This window comes from Bacillus sp. FSL R5-0434, from assembly GCF_038004745.1.
Lineage (GTDB): Bacteria > Bacillota > Bacilli > Bacillales > Bacillaceae > Bacillus > Bacillus halotolerans.
The window spans coordinates 3,169,577-3,186,661 of record NZ_JBBORV010000001.1 but is presented as its reverse complement, the minus strand read 5'-3'; the positions used below and the strand labels follow the sequence as shown (position 1 = coordinate 3,186,661).

Sequence of the window (17,085 nt, the reverse complement as noted above, 5' to 3'; positions counted from 1 at the left end):
ATTCGAGACATCATTTCCATTTTCCTTTTTAAAAGATAAAAAAAGCCTGCAGAAATTTTTCTGCAAGCTCCATATGAATTAAGCGCCCGCCACAGATGATTCATCGTGTAAGGCTTTCTCGGCAGGGACATATTCGTATCCTAAATCTTTGGCAACCGCCTCATAGGTCACGTGGTTGTTTGCTGTGTTTAATCCCGCTCTTAGTGCCGCATTGTCCGCGAGAGCTTGTGCTGCCCCTTTGTTTGCGATTTGCAGCGCATATGGAACCGTGACGTTCGTTAAAGCAATTGTTGAAGTGCGAGGCACCGCGCCCGGCATGTTCGCAACAGCATAGTGAACGACGCCGTGTTTTTCATATGTCGGCTGATCGTGTGTCGTAATGTGGTCGACAGTTTCGACGATGCCGCCTTGGTCAATTGCAACGTCCACAATCACTGAACCAGGCTTCATTTGTTTCACCATTTCCTCTGTGACAAGCGTCGGAGCTTTAGCACCAGGGATTAACACGGCGCAAATGAGAAGGTCCGCTTCGGCTACCGAGTCGGCGATATTGACCGGGTTAGAAATTAACGTTTTAATTTGATGGCCGAATATATCATCAAGCTGACGCAGGCGATCCGCGTTTAAGTCGATGATTGTCACATCTGCACCCAGGCCGACAGCCATTTTCGCCGCGTTGGTTCCGACTACACCCCCACCGATAATGGTTACCTTTCCGCGGGCAACGCCAGGCACTCCGGCAAGGAGGATTCCTTTTCCGCCTTTAGGTTTCTCTAGGAACTGCGCTCCGATTTGCGCTGCCATTCTGCCTGCCACCTCGGACATCGGTGTAAGCAGAGGCAATGTCCGTCCCTCACTTACCGTTTCATACGCGATCGCTGTGACGCCATTATCCTTCAGTGCCTGTGCAAGCTCCGGTTCAGCCGCTAAGTGGAGGTAAGTAAACAGTACAAGCCCTTTCCGGAAGTATGCATATTCTTCCGGAAGCGGTTCTTTGACCTTCATGACCATTTCAGCGTCCCAGACCTGTTTCGGATCAGCAATGATTTCCGCTCCTGCTGACTCATAAGCTTCATTTTCAAAGCCGCTTCCAAGGCCTGCGCCTGATTCAACCAGCACGCGGTGACCGTTTGAAACGAGCTGTGAAACACCCCCAGGCGTCAATGCGACACGGTTTTCATTGTTTTTTATCTCTTTAGGAACCCCAATGATCATATCTATTTCCTCCCGTATATGTGATATGTTCAGTGTAGCTTGATTTTTTGGAAAATTCTTTGTTTGAAAAAGAAAATAAAAAAACAAGGGTTTGTGAAATTTCACAAACTCTTGTTTCGAAGTTTGATATCCAAATATATAGTAAACTTTTGATTCACATTTTTTAAATCGATCTCAGCGATCTGGCTGATTCGCTTCAGCCGGTAATTCAATGTATTAACGTGAATATTCAAGAGCTTAGAGGCGGTATTGACATTGCTGTCGGCTTCAATAAAACGTTCGAGCGTTTCGACCATATTGGACTGGTGATCCCGGTCGTACTGCTCGAGTTTTGAAAGGGAGTAGTTGAAATATCCCGTTTGCTTCCGTTTCTCATCTAACACGTCCAAGTATTGATAGATGCCTAATTCTGAAAAACTGAAAAGATGCTTGGTTTCTTCAGCAAACCGTTCCTTTGCTTTTAATACGGACAATGCTTCCTGGTATGAACGGCAGACAAACGAAATGGAGTTGTATATTCCGCCAATTGCAATAGAAGCATCCTCTATTTTATAACGTTCCCTCAGCTGCCTTTGCGTGCTGAAAGCAAACTGTTTTAAATCTTGAAAAGGACGATCTGTTTTTGGCGCGGTTAAAATGATAAGTTCATTGGAATCAACGGTTGTCAGCAGAGCATGAACCTGCTGGGTCGTTTCCTGCAGATAATGAAGCTGCTGTTCTGTTTTTTCGGTCAGCTCGCCGTTTACCCGGATGATCATCACGGAAAATTCAGAGGGAACGACCATTCCAAGCTTGTTAAACCCATCCGTCATGTCCTGTTCTTGATAGATGTGTCCGGTCAGCATTTTCCAGAAAAATTCTTGGCTGCGCTCCTCATTTTTCGTTTTTCGGATTTGGAGCTTAAGCAGCTTGTTTCTGACTGCATTAGCCGCCATTTTTAATGTCAGCAGATCATCATCCGACAGTGTTTTTTGAATTTCAAGCGCCCAAATAAACCCCAGCACCTGGTTGTTCTTCCAAATCGAAATCGCGACGCGGTTGCTTAGTCCGACTTCGTCAATTTCCTTCACTCTGATCGGCTGGTCCGTTTTTAGCAGCGCGGGAATCGTCCCGTCTTTCCACAATTTGTTAATAACCTTCTCCGGCACTCTTCTGCCAATGATCGTAGACGTCCGTGCAGGATCAGTACAATCGCTGTGGGTGCTGTAGGCTAGCAGTTTGTGGTTCACATCTTCAATGGTGATCGGACATTGCAGCACTTCACTGATATGGTCAGCCACATCTTCCAGTCTGTCAAAACTGTATTTAAACGGATCCTTTGGCATGGTCATCATTATCCCTACTTTTCCATCCTTTTATTCTTTGCTCTCTTTGACATCAAATCGTCTTGCTTTTATTATGATTGTTCTTGTTTGTGAAAATCAACAACAAAGAATGGCAGTATAATAGAAGTGAAAAACACTTTTTAAATATAATGAGATACATATTCTGTCTTGGGCGGTGAACAGACTGATGAATATTTCTGAAAACTGAACCTTTCAGAGATGGTGCTGTAGCATCAAATTTTCTGAAAGGTTTTTTTTGGGAGTTAGAGAATCATTTGGGTCTTTTGGATTATTTGGAGAAGGTGACATGGATTAAGAAAATAAACCTATTTGTTTAACAAAATATGTAATTTTTAAGAGGCGAGAGGTAAACCATTGGACTCATTTTGTAAAATTAAAACATATTTGTTTGACTGTACCGAAAAACTGTTTTTATAATAATTACGTTCTAAAAATAAGTGAATTAGCCCATATTTAGGCTGATGGCACAGGAGGTAATGAGGAATATGGCAGGATTAATTCGTGTCACACCCGAAGAGCTAAGAGCGATGGCGAAGCAATATGGCGTTGAAAGCCAAGAAGTATTAAATCAGGTTGATCGTTTAAACCGAATGATCTCTGATTTAAAAAGCATGTGGGAAGGTGCTTCTAGCGAAGCGTTCGCAGATCAATACGAGCAGCTCAAACCTTCATTTATCAAAATGTCAGATTTGCTTCAAGATGTAAACCAGCAGCTTGATCAAACAGCAAATACTCTTGAGTCTACTGACCAAGACATCGCAAATCAAATCCGCGGATAACAGTATGAAAGGGAAGGAGCGCCTGATTCACCAGAAGACGGCGCTCTTTCTATGTAAGGGTGAATGAACATGTATATTGATATTACGATAGATTTGAAACATTATAACGGAAGTGTCTTCGATCTCAGATTGTCAGATTACCACCCGGTGAAAAAAGTCATTGACATCGCTTGGCAGGCCCAAAGCGTTTCCATACCTCCGCGCGAAGGGCACTGGATCAGAGTGGTCAATAAGGATACGGTGTTTTCTGGAGAATGCAAGCTATCTGATTGCGGCATTACAAGCGGAGACCGGCTTGAAATATTATGAAAGGATCTGGTTGAATGTCAGGTGAACAAACATCATATTTAGAAAATCAATTAGAAGCTGCTTCTCAGAAAACGGAAGACGGCTATACATTTACCTTTCAACGGGAAAAAATAAAGCTTCTGGACGGTCTCGAAGCGAACGTGATCAAGGATATAAATCCATTTTTTCATAAAGAGATCGATGTGACGGAAGACGAAGTGATCATCACAATACAACCTCCTCCCTCCTATAAAGAATTTCGCTTGATAAAAGCTAAAGATAAAAAAAGCAAATGGCAGTTTGCCTATCAGCTTGTTCAGTCTGTACAGCAGCACAAGTTATCAAGGCTGCATTTGATTGTGGCCCCGGAAAACATTGTATTCGATAAAGGGCTGACCCCATATTTTCTTCATTACGGCGTAAAAGAAAGCATTCCGCCTTACGAGCATGATGAGGAAAGAGTCTGGCAGGAGCTGAAAGCCGCAGCGGCTTTGGCAGTCGACGGCGCTTTTGCATTTGAGGACTATTTGAAATTCAATGAAACGCTGACATTCTCTCCGGAGGCAAAAGCGATATTGGACGCGAAGTCCTATGATGAACTGCTCGAGCTGATTCAGACACATATCGATGAGCTCGAAGCCAAAGCAAAAACATACATACATATCCCGAAAAAGAAGTGGAACATCCAAAGATATATCGGCCTGGGACTCATTGTGTTGCTTGTGCCGGCTCTGATTTATTCGATGTATGCCTTATTTTTCGCGCAGCCGAAGCATCAGGCGATTGTGGAAAGCAACCGCGCTTTCTTGAACAAGCAGTACAGCGGGGTCATCAACACGCTGGCTAAATATGATGCGGAAAGCCTGCCTGAATCAGTGCAGTATCAGCTTGCAATGTCTTATGTTGAGGTTGAAAAATTAGGCGACACTCAAAAGAAACAAATTGAAAATAATCTGGTCACGCTGCAATCAGATCCACAGCACTTTCTTTATTGGATAGACATAGGGAGAGGCGAGAATAAAGAAGCCATTAGTATCGGAAGAAAGCTGGAGTATAACCCGTATATAGGGCTGGGGCTGATCCGATATAAGGCTGAGATATTAGCAGATGACAGTATGAAAGATGATGAAAAGCAAAAAGAATTGGATACGGTACAAAGCGAGATCGACCAAATTACCAAACAAATGAAAGAACAAAAAGAAGAAGCGATAACAGACACGGCAGAAACTGATACAGCCAGCCAAGCCGCTGAAGAACAATCAGATAAAGAAAAGCAGCAAGCTGAAGAGAAAGCGGCAGAAGAAAAAGCCGCAGCCGAGGAAAAAGCGAAAAAAGAAGAACAAGAGAAAAAAGAGAAAGAAAAGAAAGATGAGAAAAAAGATGACAAATAAAGTGAAACATGAAGTTCAGGTCATCGCACGCCGTATTTCGGCCGTTAGGGGGTTCGCCATTTGAGTCTATTATGGGTTTTCTATCAGCAAAACGTCCAAAAACTAAAACTGTCTGATCTCCCGGCGTCCCAGCCGGTGACCATAGGGCCTGATGTGAAGGATTCCATTACGATCGGCACCATTCCGTTTGAGAACGGAGTGATTTCTCTTCAAAGGAAGGAATCCGGCGGCCAGTACGATGTTTTCCTGGGAAATGATTGCCTGGGCAGTCTTGAAACTGATACATCATTTTCTCTTCAAACGGATCAGCAGGATATATGTCTGTTTTTAATTGCCGGCAAACCTGAAAAATCCGTTTATTTTACAGGAAACAGAGACGAAATGACATGTTCCTCAGAAAAGACAGATGCAGATATCTATCTGAACCCGAATGATTTTGCTTTTGCGGAGCAAAGCACATTTTCATTACTGCATATCGGCGAGAAATGGTCGATTCTCCCAAAAAGCGGAAATGTGTTCTTGAACGGAGAGAAGGTAATAGGTGCTGCACCGCTCAAGCCGGGGGATGAAATATTCTGGAACTTTACGCAAATGAGAGTAACTGAACAAGACCTCTTAGAAATCGTTCATTACACACCGCTTGAAACAGTGTTAACCAAAACCGTCAAACCAAGCACAGAAATGCAGAAGAAATATCCGCAGTACAGAAGAACGCCGCGGATGGTGTACGATTTGCCAGATGACCGTGTGTCCTTCAGTTTTCCCTCTCAGGAGAGCGATCAAACCAATAGAGGGCTGTGGCTCGTCATCCTGCCTCCGCTTGTGATGCTGATCGTGATGGGCGTTGTCGCTATCATCCAGCCGCGAGGCATATTTATACTCGTATCACTGGCAATGTTTATGATGACCCTTATTACCTCGACCGTTCAATATTTCCGGGATAAAAACCAGCGGAAAAAACGCGAGGAAAAGCGGGAGCGCGTGTATAAGCTTTACTTAGATAATAAGAGAAAAGAGCTTCAGGCGCTTGCTGAAAAGCAAAAGCAGGTTCTTGACTTTCATTTTCCTTCTTTTGAACAAATGAAATACTTAACAAGTGAAATCAGTGACCGAATTTGGGAAAAGTCGCTCGAAAGCAAGGATTATCTCCAGGTTCGGCTCGGGACCGGAACAGTTCCTGCAAGCTATGAAATCAATATGAGCGGCGGAGACTTGGCGAACCGTGATATTGATGACCTTATGGAGAAATCGCAGCACATGCAGCGTGTCTATAAGGACATTCGCAATGCGCCGGTTACGGTCGATTTGGCGGAGGGGCCGATGGGTCTTGTCGGAAAATCGCAGATTGTTAAGAATGAGATTCACCAGCTGATCGGCCAGCTTTCGTTTTTCAACAGCTATCACGATTTGCGCTTCGTCTTTATTTTTCATGAAGAGGAGTATAAAGACTGGGAGTGGATGAAGTGGCTTCCGCAATTTCAAATGCCCCATATTTATGCGAAAGGCTTTATTTATAATGAACAAACGCGTGACCAGCTCCTGTCCTCACTTTATGAATTGATCAGAGAGCGCGATCTCGAAGATGACAAAGAAAAACTGCAGTTTAAACCGCATTTTGTATTTGTCATAACGAATCAGCAGCTGATTTCAGAGCACGTCATTCTTGAATATTTAGAAGGGCAGCATGAGCAGCTGGGCATCTCTACAATTGTCGCCGCGGAAACAAAGGAAAGTTTATCAGAAAACATTACGACCCTTGTCCGCTATATCAACGAAAATGAAGGCGACATTTTAATACAAAAGAAAAAAGCAGTAAGAATTCCGTTCCGGCTCGATCATCATCAGCGCGAGGACAACGAACGGTTTTCACGCACGCTTCGCACGCTGAATCACCAGGTGGGCATTACGAACTCCATTCCGGAAATGGTCTCGTTCCTGGAGCTTTTCCATGCGAAGGAAGTAAAAGAAATCGGAATCCAGCAAAGGTGGCTGACGAGTGAATCGTCGAAGTCGCTGTCGGTGCCGATCGGCTATAAAGGGAAGGATGACATTGTGCATCTGAACCTTCACGAAAAAGCCCATGGTCCGCACGGTTTGCTTGCGGGGACGACAGGTTCGGGGAAAAGTGAATTTCTCCAGACCTACATCTTGTCACTTGCGGTGCATTTTCACCCGCATGAAGCGGCTTTCTTATTAATTGACTATAAAGGCGGAGGAATGGCGCAGCCGTTCCGCAATATTCCCCACCTGCTCGGCACGATCACCAATATTGAAGGCAGTCAAAACTTCAGTATGCGTGCGCTCGCTTCGATTAAAAGCGAGCTGAAAAAAAGGCAGCGTCTGTTTGATCAATATCAAGTCAATCACATCAATGACTATACAAAGCTGTACAAGCAGGGGAAAGCAGAAGTAGCAATGCCGCACTTATTCTTAATTTCTGATGAGTTTGCAGAGCTGAAAAGCGAAGAGCCTGATTTTATCAGAGAGCTTGTCAGTGCTGCACGTATCGGCCGAAGCCTTGGCGTACATTTGATTTTGGCGACACAGAAGCCGGGCGGTATCATCGACGACCAAATCTGGAGTAACTCGCGCTTTAAAGTAGCGCTTAAAGTTCAGGATGCCACCGATAGTAAAGAGATTTTGAAAAACAGCGATGCCGCGAACATCACGGTTACCGGACGCGGTTATTTGCAGGTCGGAAACAATGAAGTGTACGAGCTGTTCCAATCCGCCTGGAGCGGGGCCCCTTACTTAGAGGAAGTTTACGGAACAGAGGATGAAATCGCGATTGTCACGGATACCGGCCTGATACCGCTTTCTGAGGTCGACACGGAAGAAATGGCGAAAAAAGAGGTTCAGTCAGAAATCGAAGCAGTGGTTGACGAAATCGAACGCATTCAAGAGGAAATGGGAATCGAGAAGCTGCCGAGCCCTTGGCTGCCGCCGCTTGCGGAACGTATCCCGCGCACCCTTTTCCCATCAGAAGAAAAGGACCATTTCCACTTTGCTTATGTTGATGAACCTGATCTGCAAAGACAGGCGCCGATTGCTTATAAAATGATGGAAGACGGAAATATCGGCATTTTCGGCTCCTCAGGCTATGGGAAATCGATTGCAGCGGCAACATTCCTGATGAGTTTTGCAGACGTCTACACACCTGAAGAGCTTCATGTCTATATCTTTGATTTCGGGAACGGAACGCTCCTGCCATTAGCGAAGCTGCCGCACACGGCGGATTACTTCCTGATGGATCAGTCGAGAAAAATTGAAAAGTTCATGATCCGGATCAAAGAGGAAATCGACCGCCGAAAACGTCTGTTCCGTGAAAAAGAAATCAGCCATATCAAAATGTACAATGCGCTGAGCGAAGAAGAGCTTCCATTCATTTTCATCACAATCGACAACTTTGATATCGTCAAGGATGAGATGCATGAGCTTGAATCGGAATTTGTCCAGCTTTCCAGAGACGGACAAAGCTTGGGGATTTACTTTATGCTGACGGCAACGCGCGTAAATGCCGTCCGCCAGTCGCTCTTGAACAACCTGAAAACAAAGGTTGTCCATTATCTGATGGATCAATCTGAGGGATATTCCATTTACGGACGGCCGAAGTTCAGCCTTGAGCCGATCCCGGGGCGCGTGATCATTCAAAAAGAAGAGCTTTATTTCGCCCAAATGTTCCTGCCTGTTGAAGCAGAGGATGATATCGGCATGTTCAACGAGCTGAAAGCAGAAGTGCAGGTTCTTCAGGATCGCTATGCTTCACTTCAGCAGCCGGCTCCGATTCCGATGCTGCCGGAAAGCCTGTCGACGAGAGAGTTTTCTCTCCGCTTCAAGCTGGAACGCAAGCCTTTATCTGTGCCGATCGGGCTTCATGAAGAAACCGTCAGCCCGGTGTACTTTGACTTGGCTAAGCACAAGCATTGCCTGATATTAGGGCAGACACAGCGAGGAAAAACAAACGTCTTAAAAGTGATGCTTGAGCATCTGCTTGATGATGAAACGGAAATGATCGGTTTGTTTGACTCGATCGACCGCGGTTTATCCAAATATGCAAAAGAAACAGATGTCGCATATATGGAAACAAAAGATGATATTGAGCAGTGGATTGAAACAGCAGAAGACATTTTTAAAACAAGAGAAGCAATGTATGTAGAAGCCGTTCGCCAGGGAGACACACAAAGCCTGCGATTCTCTCAAGTGGTTCTGATGATTGACGGAATTACGAGATTCCAGCAGACGATCGATACGAGAATTCAAGACCGCTTGGCGAACTTTATGAAATCTTACGCGCATCTTGGCTTCAGCTTTATTCCGGCAGGCAATCACAGTGAGTTCTCCAAAGGCTATGATTCCCTGACGACTGAGATGAAGCAAATCAGACACGCTATCCTGCTGATGAAAAAATCTGAACAAAATGTCATTCCTCTTCCGTACCAAAGACAGGAGCCGGAGATTCAGCCGGGCTTCGGATATGTTGTGGAAAACGGGAAGGAGCAAAAAGTTCAAATTCCTTTATGTTCTGCTGAAAGGGAGAGTGCTAGATGACAGAACAACGAAAAAACTTGATCAAGTTAATATCAGCCGTCATCATTATTTTGCTGCTGCCGGTTTTGTTTTTCCGGTTCATCGGGGAAGATCCGGCGAAAAAAGCAGCCAATTCCACGCGGCAAATCGCAGTGGTGAATGAAGACACAGGCGTATTGAGTGATGAGGTGAAAGCGGACGATGAAGATGATCAATCCGCCCAGTTCGGTAAGGAAGTAGCTGCCGTTCTGGGGGAACGTCCTGATTATTCTTGGACGGTCGTGAACCGAAGTGCAGCCGAAACAGGCCTGAAATCGAAAAAATACGATGCGATCGTCTACATTCCCTCAGATTTCTCAAAAAACATTTTGAGCTATGACAAAGAGCGTCCTCAAAAAGCCACGCTTGAGTTCAGCATTCAAGATAACCTGAATGCGGTCAACAAAGAAAAAGTGCAGCGTGAGCTTGAAGATGCCCAGAAAACAATGAACAAAAAAATGTCGGCCTTATATTGGAACTTTGTCTCACAAAAAGTGGACAATATCAGAGGAGAGTTTGACAAGATCGTCAATAAAGAATCTGAATTCCAAAATGTCATGTACAATTTCTACAAACCAAGCTCTAACGATTTGGCAGGTGAAATCAAACGCCAGAAAGACCTAATCGATGAGCTGAAGAAATCAATGAATGAAGCCCAAGGCACGACAAAAGAAAAAGCATCGACAGCGGAGGAAGCAAAAAACACGCTGAAAGACTTCGTTGATACAGTTGAACGATACAAAGAATATCAAGAAAATCAAAAAAAGCTGCTATTGGCAGCCCAGGATTCAACTCAGCAGCAAATCCAGACAGGATTGGATGCCATTTCAGCACAGCAAAAGGCCAATCAGTTCAGCGAGCAGATGAGCGGCCTGTCAACAGGGATCAGCCAAGTGAAAACACAGCTTGGACAAACCAGCACAGTTCTGGCAGGCGCCCAGCAAATCAGGGAAGGCCAAGTGCCTCAGCAGGAACTTGGTATGGCGAAGATACAAAGCAATTTAATCGATCAGTATCAAGCCGTATCAAGACAGGCTGCATTAAACCAAGTATACGGACTGCTTGTTGAAGCGCGCGAGGCGCTCACTGTTGCGAAAGGTGACCCGCAGCCTGATGGAGATAATGGTTCAGATGATGAAGATAAAGACCCGAACGAAGAAAACCCTGAAGAACTGAAAATCGATCTTGAAAAACAGCGTGAAGAATTGAAAAGCATTGCCGCTGACATTCAGGACATTTCAGACAATTTAAAGGAGCCTGAAAAAGAGGAGCCGGCGCCAGAGAACCCGTCCCCTGAAAACCCGGATCATCCTGATGATGGAAGCAACCCAAATCCTGATGACGGAAGCAGCCCAAATCCTGATGATACACAGGGAGACACCGGAAACAATGATAACAGCAGTGATACCGGGAAAGACGGACAAACGGACGGCAATAATCAGGATCAAGACCAGCAGCAGGGAACAGACGGTCAGGAGCATAACGGAGATGCCTCCAATGGTGAGTCAGACAGCGGACAAACCGAAACGGGCACATCTGCCGAACAGACTGCTTCATCTGACTCTGCCCTTCAATTTATCCAGCTGGCAAACGAAGACGAAGGCACGACTCAGCCTGGAAATGAAGATCAACCAGGAAACGATGATATTTCTGATATCGCAAAAGCGAAAGAACAGCTCAGCAAAGCGTCAGAACGAATTAAGCAAATCGAAGAAGAGCTCAAAGAAAAAGAAACTGCCCATAATGATGAGCTGAATAAGAAATTAGAAGAACTTAAAGAGCAAATGGATGGGCTTAATGATGAAATTGATGACTTGAAAGACCAAGTGGAAAAACTCGAAACGAAACTTGAAAATCTCGAAGCGAAACGGCAGAAGGAGTTCGAAGGGATTTACAGAGCGATTCGCGAGCTGGAAAATAAAGATCAGCTTCAATTTCCAGGAGAAATCAATACAGAAAGCATCTCCGCTTTAATGAGATACTATAAATATTTATCTGTGTACGACTCTGTATTATCCGGAACGGTTGACAGCACTGCAAAAACCAATGTCATTGACGGCCAGCAGGGCAACGTCAAATCAGTCCTAGCCATCAAACCGGAAGAATCAGCAAGCTGGGAAGATCTCAAAAACAACATGATGCAAACCGATGAAGACATCGACAATTTCATCAATGGCATGACCGAGTTTGCAGACAACTACGGCAGCTATATCCGTGATTCTCAAGCCGGTGTTCTCGACGAACTGACGAAAATCTCTGAGAGTGCGTCTAAAGCGTCAGAACAGCTTGTAACCGGTGCAGCGCAGGAATCTGCAACGTTCAATAATGATGGTCTGTCAGGCACAATGGCACTGAGCGTGCAAGATACGGTCGGCCAGGAAGTGCTGCAAATGTCAGACATGATGGGTTCATTATCGGAACGCCAGTCAGGCATTATTGATTACACAACCAACATGCAGCAAAGCGTAAATGATGTACAGACGAAAGCTGACACATTAAACAACAACTGGGGTAAAAATGTTGCTTCCACGAAGCTTGTACGCAGTGACGTATACGGCATTCTGGGCAATACATTAGTAGACGGCCAAAACAACGGCTATGTATATGATTACTTGGCAAATCCGCTTAAAATCAGCGGTCAGGTTCCGGAAGAAAAAATTCAGACGGTGCCGCCGGTTGTCATCCTGGTTATTATTTTGATCAGCAGTCTGTTAATCGGATATTTCAGCTCGTATTATCAAAATGCGCCGCTGCTCGTCAAAGGAGCGCTTTTCGGAATTCTGAATATCCTTGTCGGCTTGATGATCAGCTTGTTCGGTTTGAATATTTATTCACTGCCGGACGATCAGACGATTAAGTGGTCTGTGTTTACGATTTTATTGCTGGTCGCAAGCTCTGCCTTTATCCGGGCGGCATTCCGGTTCGGGTCAATTCCTGGATGGGTTGCTTCAGCGGCAATGATTTTATTCTATGTTGCGCCGCTTATTGATTTAATTATGCCAAACTTCACATTTGAAGATCCGGTGTCGAAGGTATATATCGACATCCAGTACGGAACAGGGCATTTGTTTACAATGGGAATATCGGTTCTGCTGATCATTACGTTGATTGCAGCGGCTCTGCCGCTTGTCATTCGCTTGATAGCAGAAAAAACAGCGGAAAGCGATGAAACGTATGAAGCGTAATCGCAGCTTGGAAAAGGGGATCATGATGTGTATGCTCTCCTTTTCCCTTTTCATACCCTCTGCCGCTGCTGCCGAAACCGAAGAAAATACGGATGTCGCGCCAAACCAATATGAAAAGAAAGATATTGAAATCGATACGAATTATTTGCATGAAGATTCTTCCTATGAGGAGAAAACAGAACTGCCTGAGGAGCAAAAGGATATTACCTTTGATAAGCCGAAGGATCGGGACGCCGAGCTGATAAAGGATTTGTTTACATCAACAGATGCCGAGGGCTCCAACACCATCGCCGCTCAATCTAAACAGCTTGGGATTACATTTGCCGAGAAACCGATCACAAAAGCGTCATCAACGGAAATGAAAGAAAAAGATTCATCTTCACTCCTGCTTCCGATCATCTATAGCGTGCTGATTCTGCTTGGGATCGCAGGCATTGTTTTTCTCATACCAAAGGTTATCGTGCAGGAAAATAAAAAGGCGTAAGCGCCCGCGCTTGTTTTGCATAAAAGCGGTCCGTACAATAAGAACGGAAGGAGGAGGTTTCCAATGGAACTTTATATCATCACCGGAGCGTCAAAAGGACTGGGGAAAGCCATTGCATTACAGGCTCTGGAAAAAGGCCATGAAGTCCATGCTCTGTCCAGAACAACAACAGATGTTTCTCATGAGAAACTGACACAGCACCAGATCGACCTGATCAATCTCACAGAGGCTGAGCAGCAATTCAAAACATTGCTTTCATCCATCAATCCGGCTGATTATTCAGCCATCACACTGATCAATAATGCCGGAATGGTGACGCCGATCAAACGCGCCGGAGAAGCGTCTCTTGAAGAGCTGCAGCGCCATTATCAGCTTAATCTGACAGCGCCGGTGCTCTTGAGCCAGCTGTTTACCAAACAGTTTGCTGCTTTCAGCGGAAGAAAAACAATCGTAAATATTACCTCTGGCGCGGCCAAAAACCCATACAAGGGGTGGAGCGCGTATTGCAGCTCAAAAGCCGGACTTGATATGTTTACGAGAACGTTCGGATTTGAACAGGAGGATGAAGAACTGCCGGTGAACATGATTTCTTTCTCACCGGGTGTCATGGACACTGACATGCAGGCCGTCATCCGTTCATCATCGAAAAAGGATTTCCACGATATCGAGCGGTTTCGGAAATTGAATGAAACAGGAAGCCTTCGCAGTCCGGCCTTTATTGCTGGCACGCTGCTTTCTTTATTAGAGACAGGCGCGGAAAACGGGCGCATATATGATATTAAAGAGTTTTTGTAGAGCAGAGTGAATCTGCTCTTTTTTTATATAAAAAGGCGATAACTTAAGCATTCCGGAGTCCGGCTGCATATACTGACTGAAACTCTGCTTTTAGGGTATAACAAACATGAAAAGTAAACAAAAATGATATGACATAAGAATTGAGTTTCTCTGCAAATTATGTTAGGATTCTAAAAATATCTAAAGGAGGGGTTTCCATGAGAAAGGTTACATTAATGGATGTCTTCGCCCATCCAATTGCACAAAAATATTTACAGCGTTCCGGCGTGGCTCATGCGATTGCCTGCGCCTATCATGCATACAGGCTGTCTGTAAAGGCTGATATCAGCCCTGATTTAGCCGCAAAAGCGGCATTGCTGCATGACATCGGACATTATGAATGGTATACAGACGGAAAATGGGATTATGAGAAATACAGAAGGAATGACATCCATGCCATTAAAGGGGCGGAACGGGCGCATAAGCTCTTGATTCGTCTTGGTGAAGAACCGAAAGCGGCAAAAGAGATTGCTCTTGCCATATTGCTTCATACCGATTCCTATCTGCCTGAAGGTGAACTCGATAAAAATACGCTGCAGCAGATTGTCAAAAAAGCGGACGAACTTGATGAAGAACCTGGCGGCCACCATCATTACCGACAAATTGACGAAGCAACCGCACTGAAAAAAATAGAAAAACTGGACCGATTAATCGACCAAGCCCAGTCTTCTATAAAAAAGCCTGTATAGGTCCCGCCTGTATTCGGAACAGCGTCCGCTTTCTTCGCTGTCTCCGTTTCATCACCATTTCCTTACACCCGCGTGAATCACACTCCCCAATCGTCTCCGCATCCCCTGGTGTTATCCGGTAAGCCTGTGTCATTATCCTTAACCGTGGCATAAGCTGAGATAAAACATATAAAGGGGATTGAAGTATGGCCAACCAAGGTAGTCCGCAACTGGTCTCATTAGTCGATCCTTATGTCTATCAGACCATCAAAAAGCTCATCGGCTCAAAATTCATTATCCAGACAGTACGAGATACGGTCAGAGGCAGACTGATTGATGTAAAACCGGACCATATCATCATTGAAGCAGCCCGAAATTCTGTTTTTTTTATCAGTATCCAGCACATGGTTTCCGTCACGCCAGATTACAGTGAACGGGTGTAACAGTGCTTGCGCTTGAAAAATAGGCGTACACCGGGACGTCCTATTTTTCAGTTAAGCGCTATAAAAACGCTCCGTCATAAATTGTGCCGCCAAGATCAAAGCCGGAGCGGTCATCTGAAATAAAGCGTAAACAACAACCGAAGTGATACCCGCCCGCATCCTTTACATATAAACGGGGCTTCCCGGCAAACGGAGCACAGCGCCGCTGCCTCTCAGTCATTCTATCGTTTTGATTCACATCAAGCAGGATAAAATCTAAACGTTAAGCTAGTCCACAAGTACATAAATCAGTGCGGCGTCCCTGCCGTATGTCACAGCCTGCATAATCAACAGCCCATTCACTGATTAAGAGTTCTGATATCAGTTCATTTTTGTTACAATGATGGGGTGCAAGTTCTTTTATCTGATAGACAAAGAAAAACTAGGAGGAACAAGCTTGTTGAAATCAAAAGTCCATTTTTGGACATTGCAAATTTTATTTGTTTTGCTGATTATTTTCGTAGCAACAAAAGTTTCATTTGTGTTTCAGCCGTTTATCGTGTTTATCTCGACATTGTTTTTCCCGATGCTGATTGCCGGAATTCTGTATTTTATTTTTAATCCGGTTGTCCGACTGCTTGAGAAAAAAATGCCGCGGACATTATCGATTCTGCTCATCTATTTAGTATTTATCGGTTTGCTTGCCTTCGTTTCTGCGGCAGTCGGGCCTGTCATTACATCGCAGGTGACCGGGCTGTTTAACAATCTTCCTGAATATATAAAACAGATTCAGGCATTAACAAAAGATTTATCTCACTCTCAGTGGTTTACCTGGATGATGACACAGGATTATGTATCCATATCAAAAATTGAGCAGTCTCTGACAAGCTTTCTCCAAAACCTGCCGCAAAATATTACATCCAGTTTATCCGCGGTGTTTGGTGTCGTGACAAATATCACACTTGTCATTATCACTGTTCCGTTTATCCTCTTTTATATGCTGAAGGATGGACACCGCTTTCCGCACCTGGCAGTCAAAATTCTTCCGGCTTCTTACCGGACAGAAGGTCTAAAGATCTTTAAGGATTTATCCGACACACTCGCTGCGTATTTTCAGGGACAGCTGTTAATCTGTCTTTTTGTAGGGACAGCGTGCTTTATCGGATACTTGATTACCGGGCTGCCATATGCGCTGATTCTTGGAATTGTCATGGCCATTACAAATATCATTCCTTATGTCGGGCCTTTTCTCGGCGCTGCGCCGGCTGTCATTATCGGCTTTATGGATTCACCGGCCAAAGCGCTTTTTGCGATCATTGTGGTTGTGATCGTTCAGCAGCTCGACGGAAATCTGCTTTCTCCGCTCGTGATCGGAAAACGTTTGAATACGCACCCGCTTACCATCATTTTGCTGTTGATTGGAGCAGGAAGCTTCGGCGGCATTCTCGGCATGATTTTAGCTGTGCCGGTGTATGCGGTAGTCAAAGCGTTTTTCCTGAATATCGTGCGGCTGATCAAGCTGCGCCAGCGTTCACGCCTTGAAGAAAACGAACGTCCCGCTGAATAGGCGGGCACCATTGGCTCCTTTTCGCATATGATGCTGTAAATCAGTGCGGAGGTGGGGAAATGCCTGCGATTGTAGGGCCGATATATATTATGTCTATATCAGGTGATGCTGCGGCCAGCTTTGGAGATGTGTTTGCGATTGCGCCGAAAAGCGTCGATCACACAGGTGCTGGGTCTGGCACATTTCAGCTGGGGGATTTTGTGAAGATCAATAACGAATATAGTAAAACAATTTTAAACGATGCCGATATCATTGATGATACCGTTTCGTTTAACGGGTAACAGCCTTTTCTAGAGAGGCTGTTGCTTTTTTATTGTATAATATGGATAGTCTTTTAGTT

The 17,085-nt window shown here is 44.8% G+C and carries 13 protein-coding genes; 11 read left to right on the top strand and 2 right to left on the bottom strand.

Going from position 1 to position 17,085, the window contains the following annotated elements; genetic code table 11:
- Positions 1–78 precede the first annotated feature (78 nt).
- Positions 79–1,215 carry an alanine dehydrogenase gene (ald, locus tag NYE43_RS16700; RefSeq protein ID WP_101860015.1) on the bottom strand — a complete coding sequence of 379 codons (1,137 nt, stop codon included), beginning with the start codon at positions 1,213–1,215 and terminating at the stop codon, positions 79–81.
- 101 nt (positions 1,216–1,316) lie between these two features.
- Entirely contained in the window at positions 1,317–2,540 is a 1,224-nt protein-coding gene (locus tag NYE43_RS16695; RefSeq protein WP_185848928.1) for a PucR family transcriptional regulator, read from the bottom strand.
- A 506-nt stretch (positions 2,541–3,046) separates the two neighbouring features.
- Between NYE43_RS16695 and NYE43_RS16690 the strand changes: the two genes are divergently transcribed.
- The 11 genes from NYE43_RS16690 (at position 3,047) to NYE43_RS16640 (ending at position 17,026) form a co-directional block, all read left to right on the top strand.
- Entirely contained in the window at positions 3,047–3,340 is a 294-nt protein-coding gene (locus NYE43_RS16690) for a WXG100 family type VII secretion target (RefSeq protein WP_003220661.1), read from the top strand.
- 69 nt (positions 3,341–3,409) lie between these two features.
- The gene (gene yukD / locus NYE43_RS16685) at positions 3,410–3,649 is read left to right on the top strand and encodes an ESX secretion system protein YukD (protein ID WP_010331710.1); all 240 of its coding nucleotides are present in this window, start codon (positions 3,410–3,412) and stop codon (positions 3,647–3,649) included.
- A gap of 14 nt (positions 3,650–3,663) precedes the next feature.
- A complete protein-coding gene (essB, locus tag NYE43_RS16680) occupies positions 3,664–5,019 on the top strand; it encodes a type VII secretion protein EssB (RefSeq protein WP_185848672.1) in 1,356 nt (451 codons plus the stop codon).
- A 60-nt stretch (positions 5,020–5,079) separates the two neighbouring features.
- Positions 5,080–9,567: a type VII secretion protein EssC gene (gene essC / locus NYE43_RS16675; RefSeq protein ID WP_024122697.1), complete on the top strand. Its 4,488-nt coding sequence runs from the start codon at positions 5,080–5,082 to the stop codon at positions 9,565–9,567.
- Entirely contained in the window at positions 9,564–12,770 is a 3,207-nt protein-coding gene (gene esaA / locus NYE43_RS16670; protein ID WP_024122696.1) for a type VII secretion protein EsaA, read from the top strand. The genes essC and esaA overlap by 4 nt, the downstream gene beginning before the upstream one ends.
- A 31-nt stretch (positions 12,771–12,801) precedes the next feature.
- Positions 12,802–13,254, top strand: coding sequence for a type VII secretion protein EssA (gene essA, locus NYE43_RS16665; RefSeq protein ID WP_081638360.1), 453 nt, complete (start codon positions 12,802–12,804; stop codon positions 13,252–13,254).
- A 63-nt stretch (positions 13,255–13,317) separates the two neighbouring features.
- Entirely contained in the window at positions 13,318–14,049 is a 732-nt protein-coding gene (locus NYE43_RS16660; protein WP_024122694.1) for a (S)-benzoin forming benzil reductase, read from the top strand.
- 197 nt (positions 14,050–14,246) lie between these two features.
- On the top strand, positions 14,247–14,777 hold the full coding sequence (locus NYE43_RS16655; protein ID WP_024122693.1) for an HD domain-containing protein: 531 nt from the start codon (positions 14,247–14,249) through the stop codon (positions 14,775–14,777).
- A 185-nt stretch (positions 14,778–14,962) separates the two neighbouring features.
- Positions 14,963–15,199, top strand: coding sequence for a YuzF family protein (locus NYE43_RS16650; RefSeq protein WP_024122692.1), 237 nt, complete (start codon positions 14,963–14,965; stop codon positions 15,197–15,199).
- A 436-nt stretch (positions 15,200–15,635) separates the two neighbouring features.
- Entirely contained in the window at positions 15,636–16,745 is a 1,110-nt protein-coding gene (locus tag NYE43_RS16645) for an AI-2E family transporter (RefSeq protein ID WP_024122690.1), read from the top strand.
- 59 nt (positions 16,746–16,804) lie between these two features.
- Positions 16,805–17,026: a spore germination protein gene (locus NYE43_RS16640; protein ID WP_044158952.1), complete on the top strand. Its 222-nt coding sequence runs from the start codon at positions 16,805–16,807 to the stop codon at positions 17,024–17,026.
- The last annotated feature ends 59 nt before the right edge of the window (positions 17,027–17,085 follow it).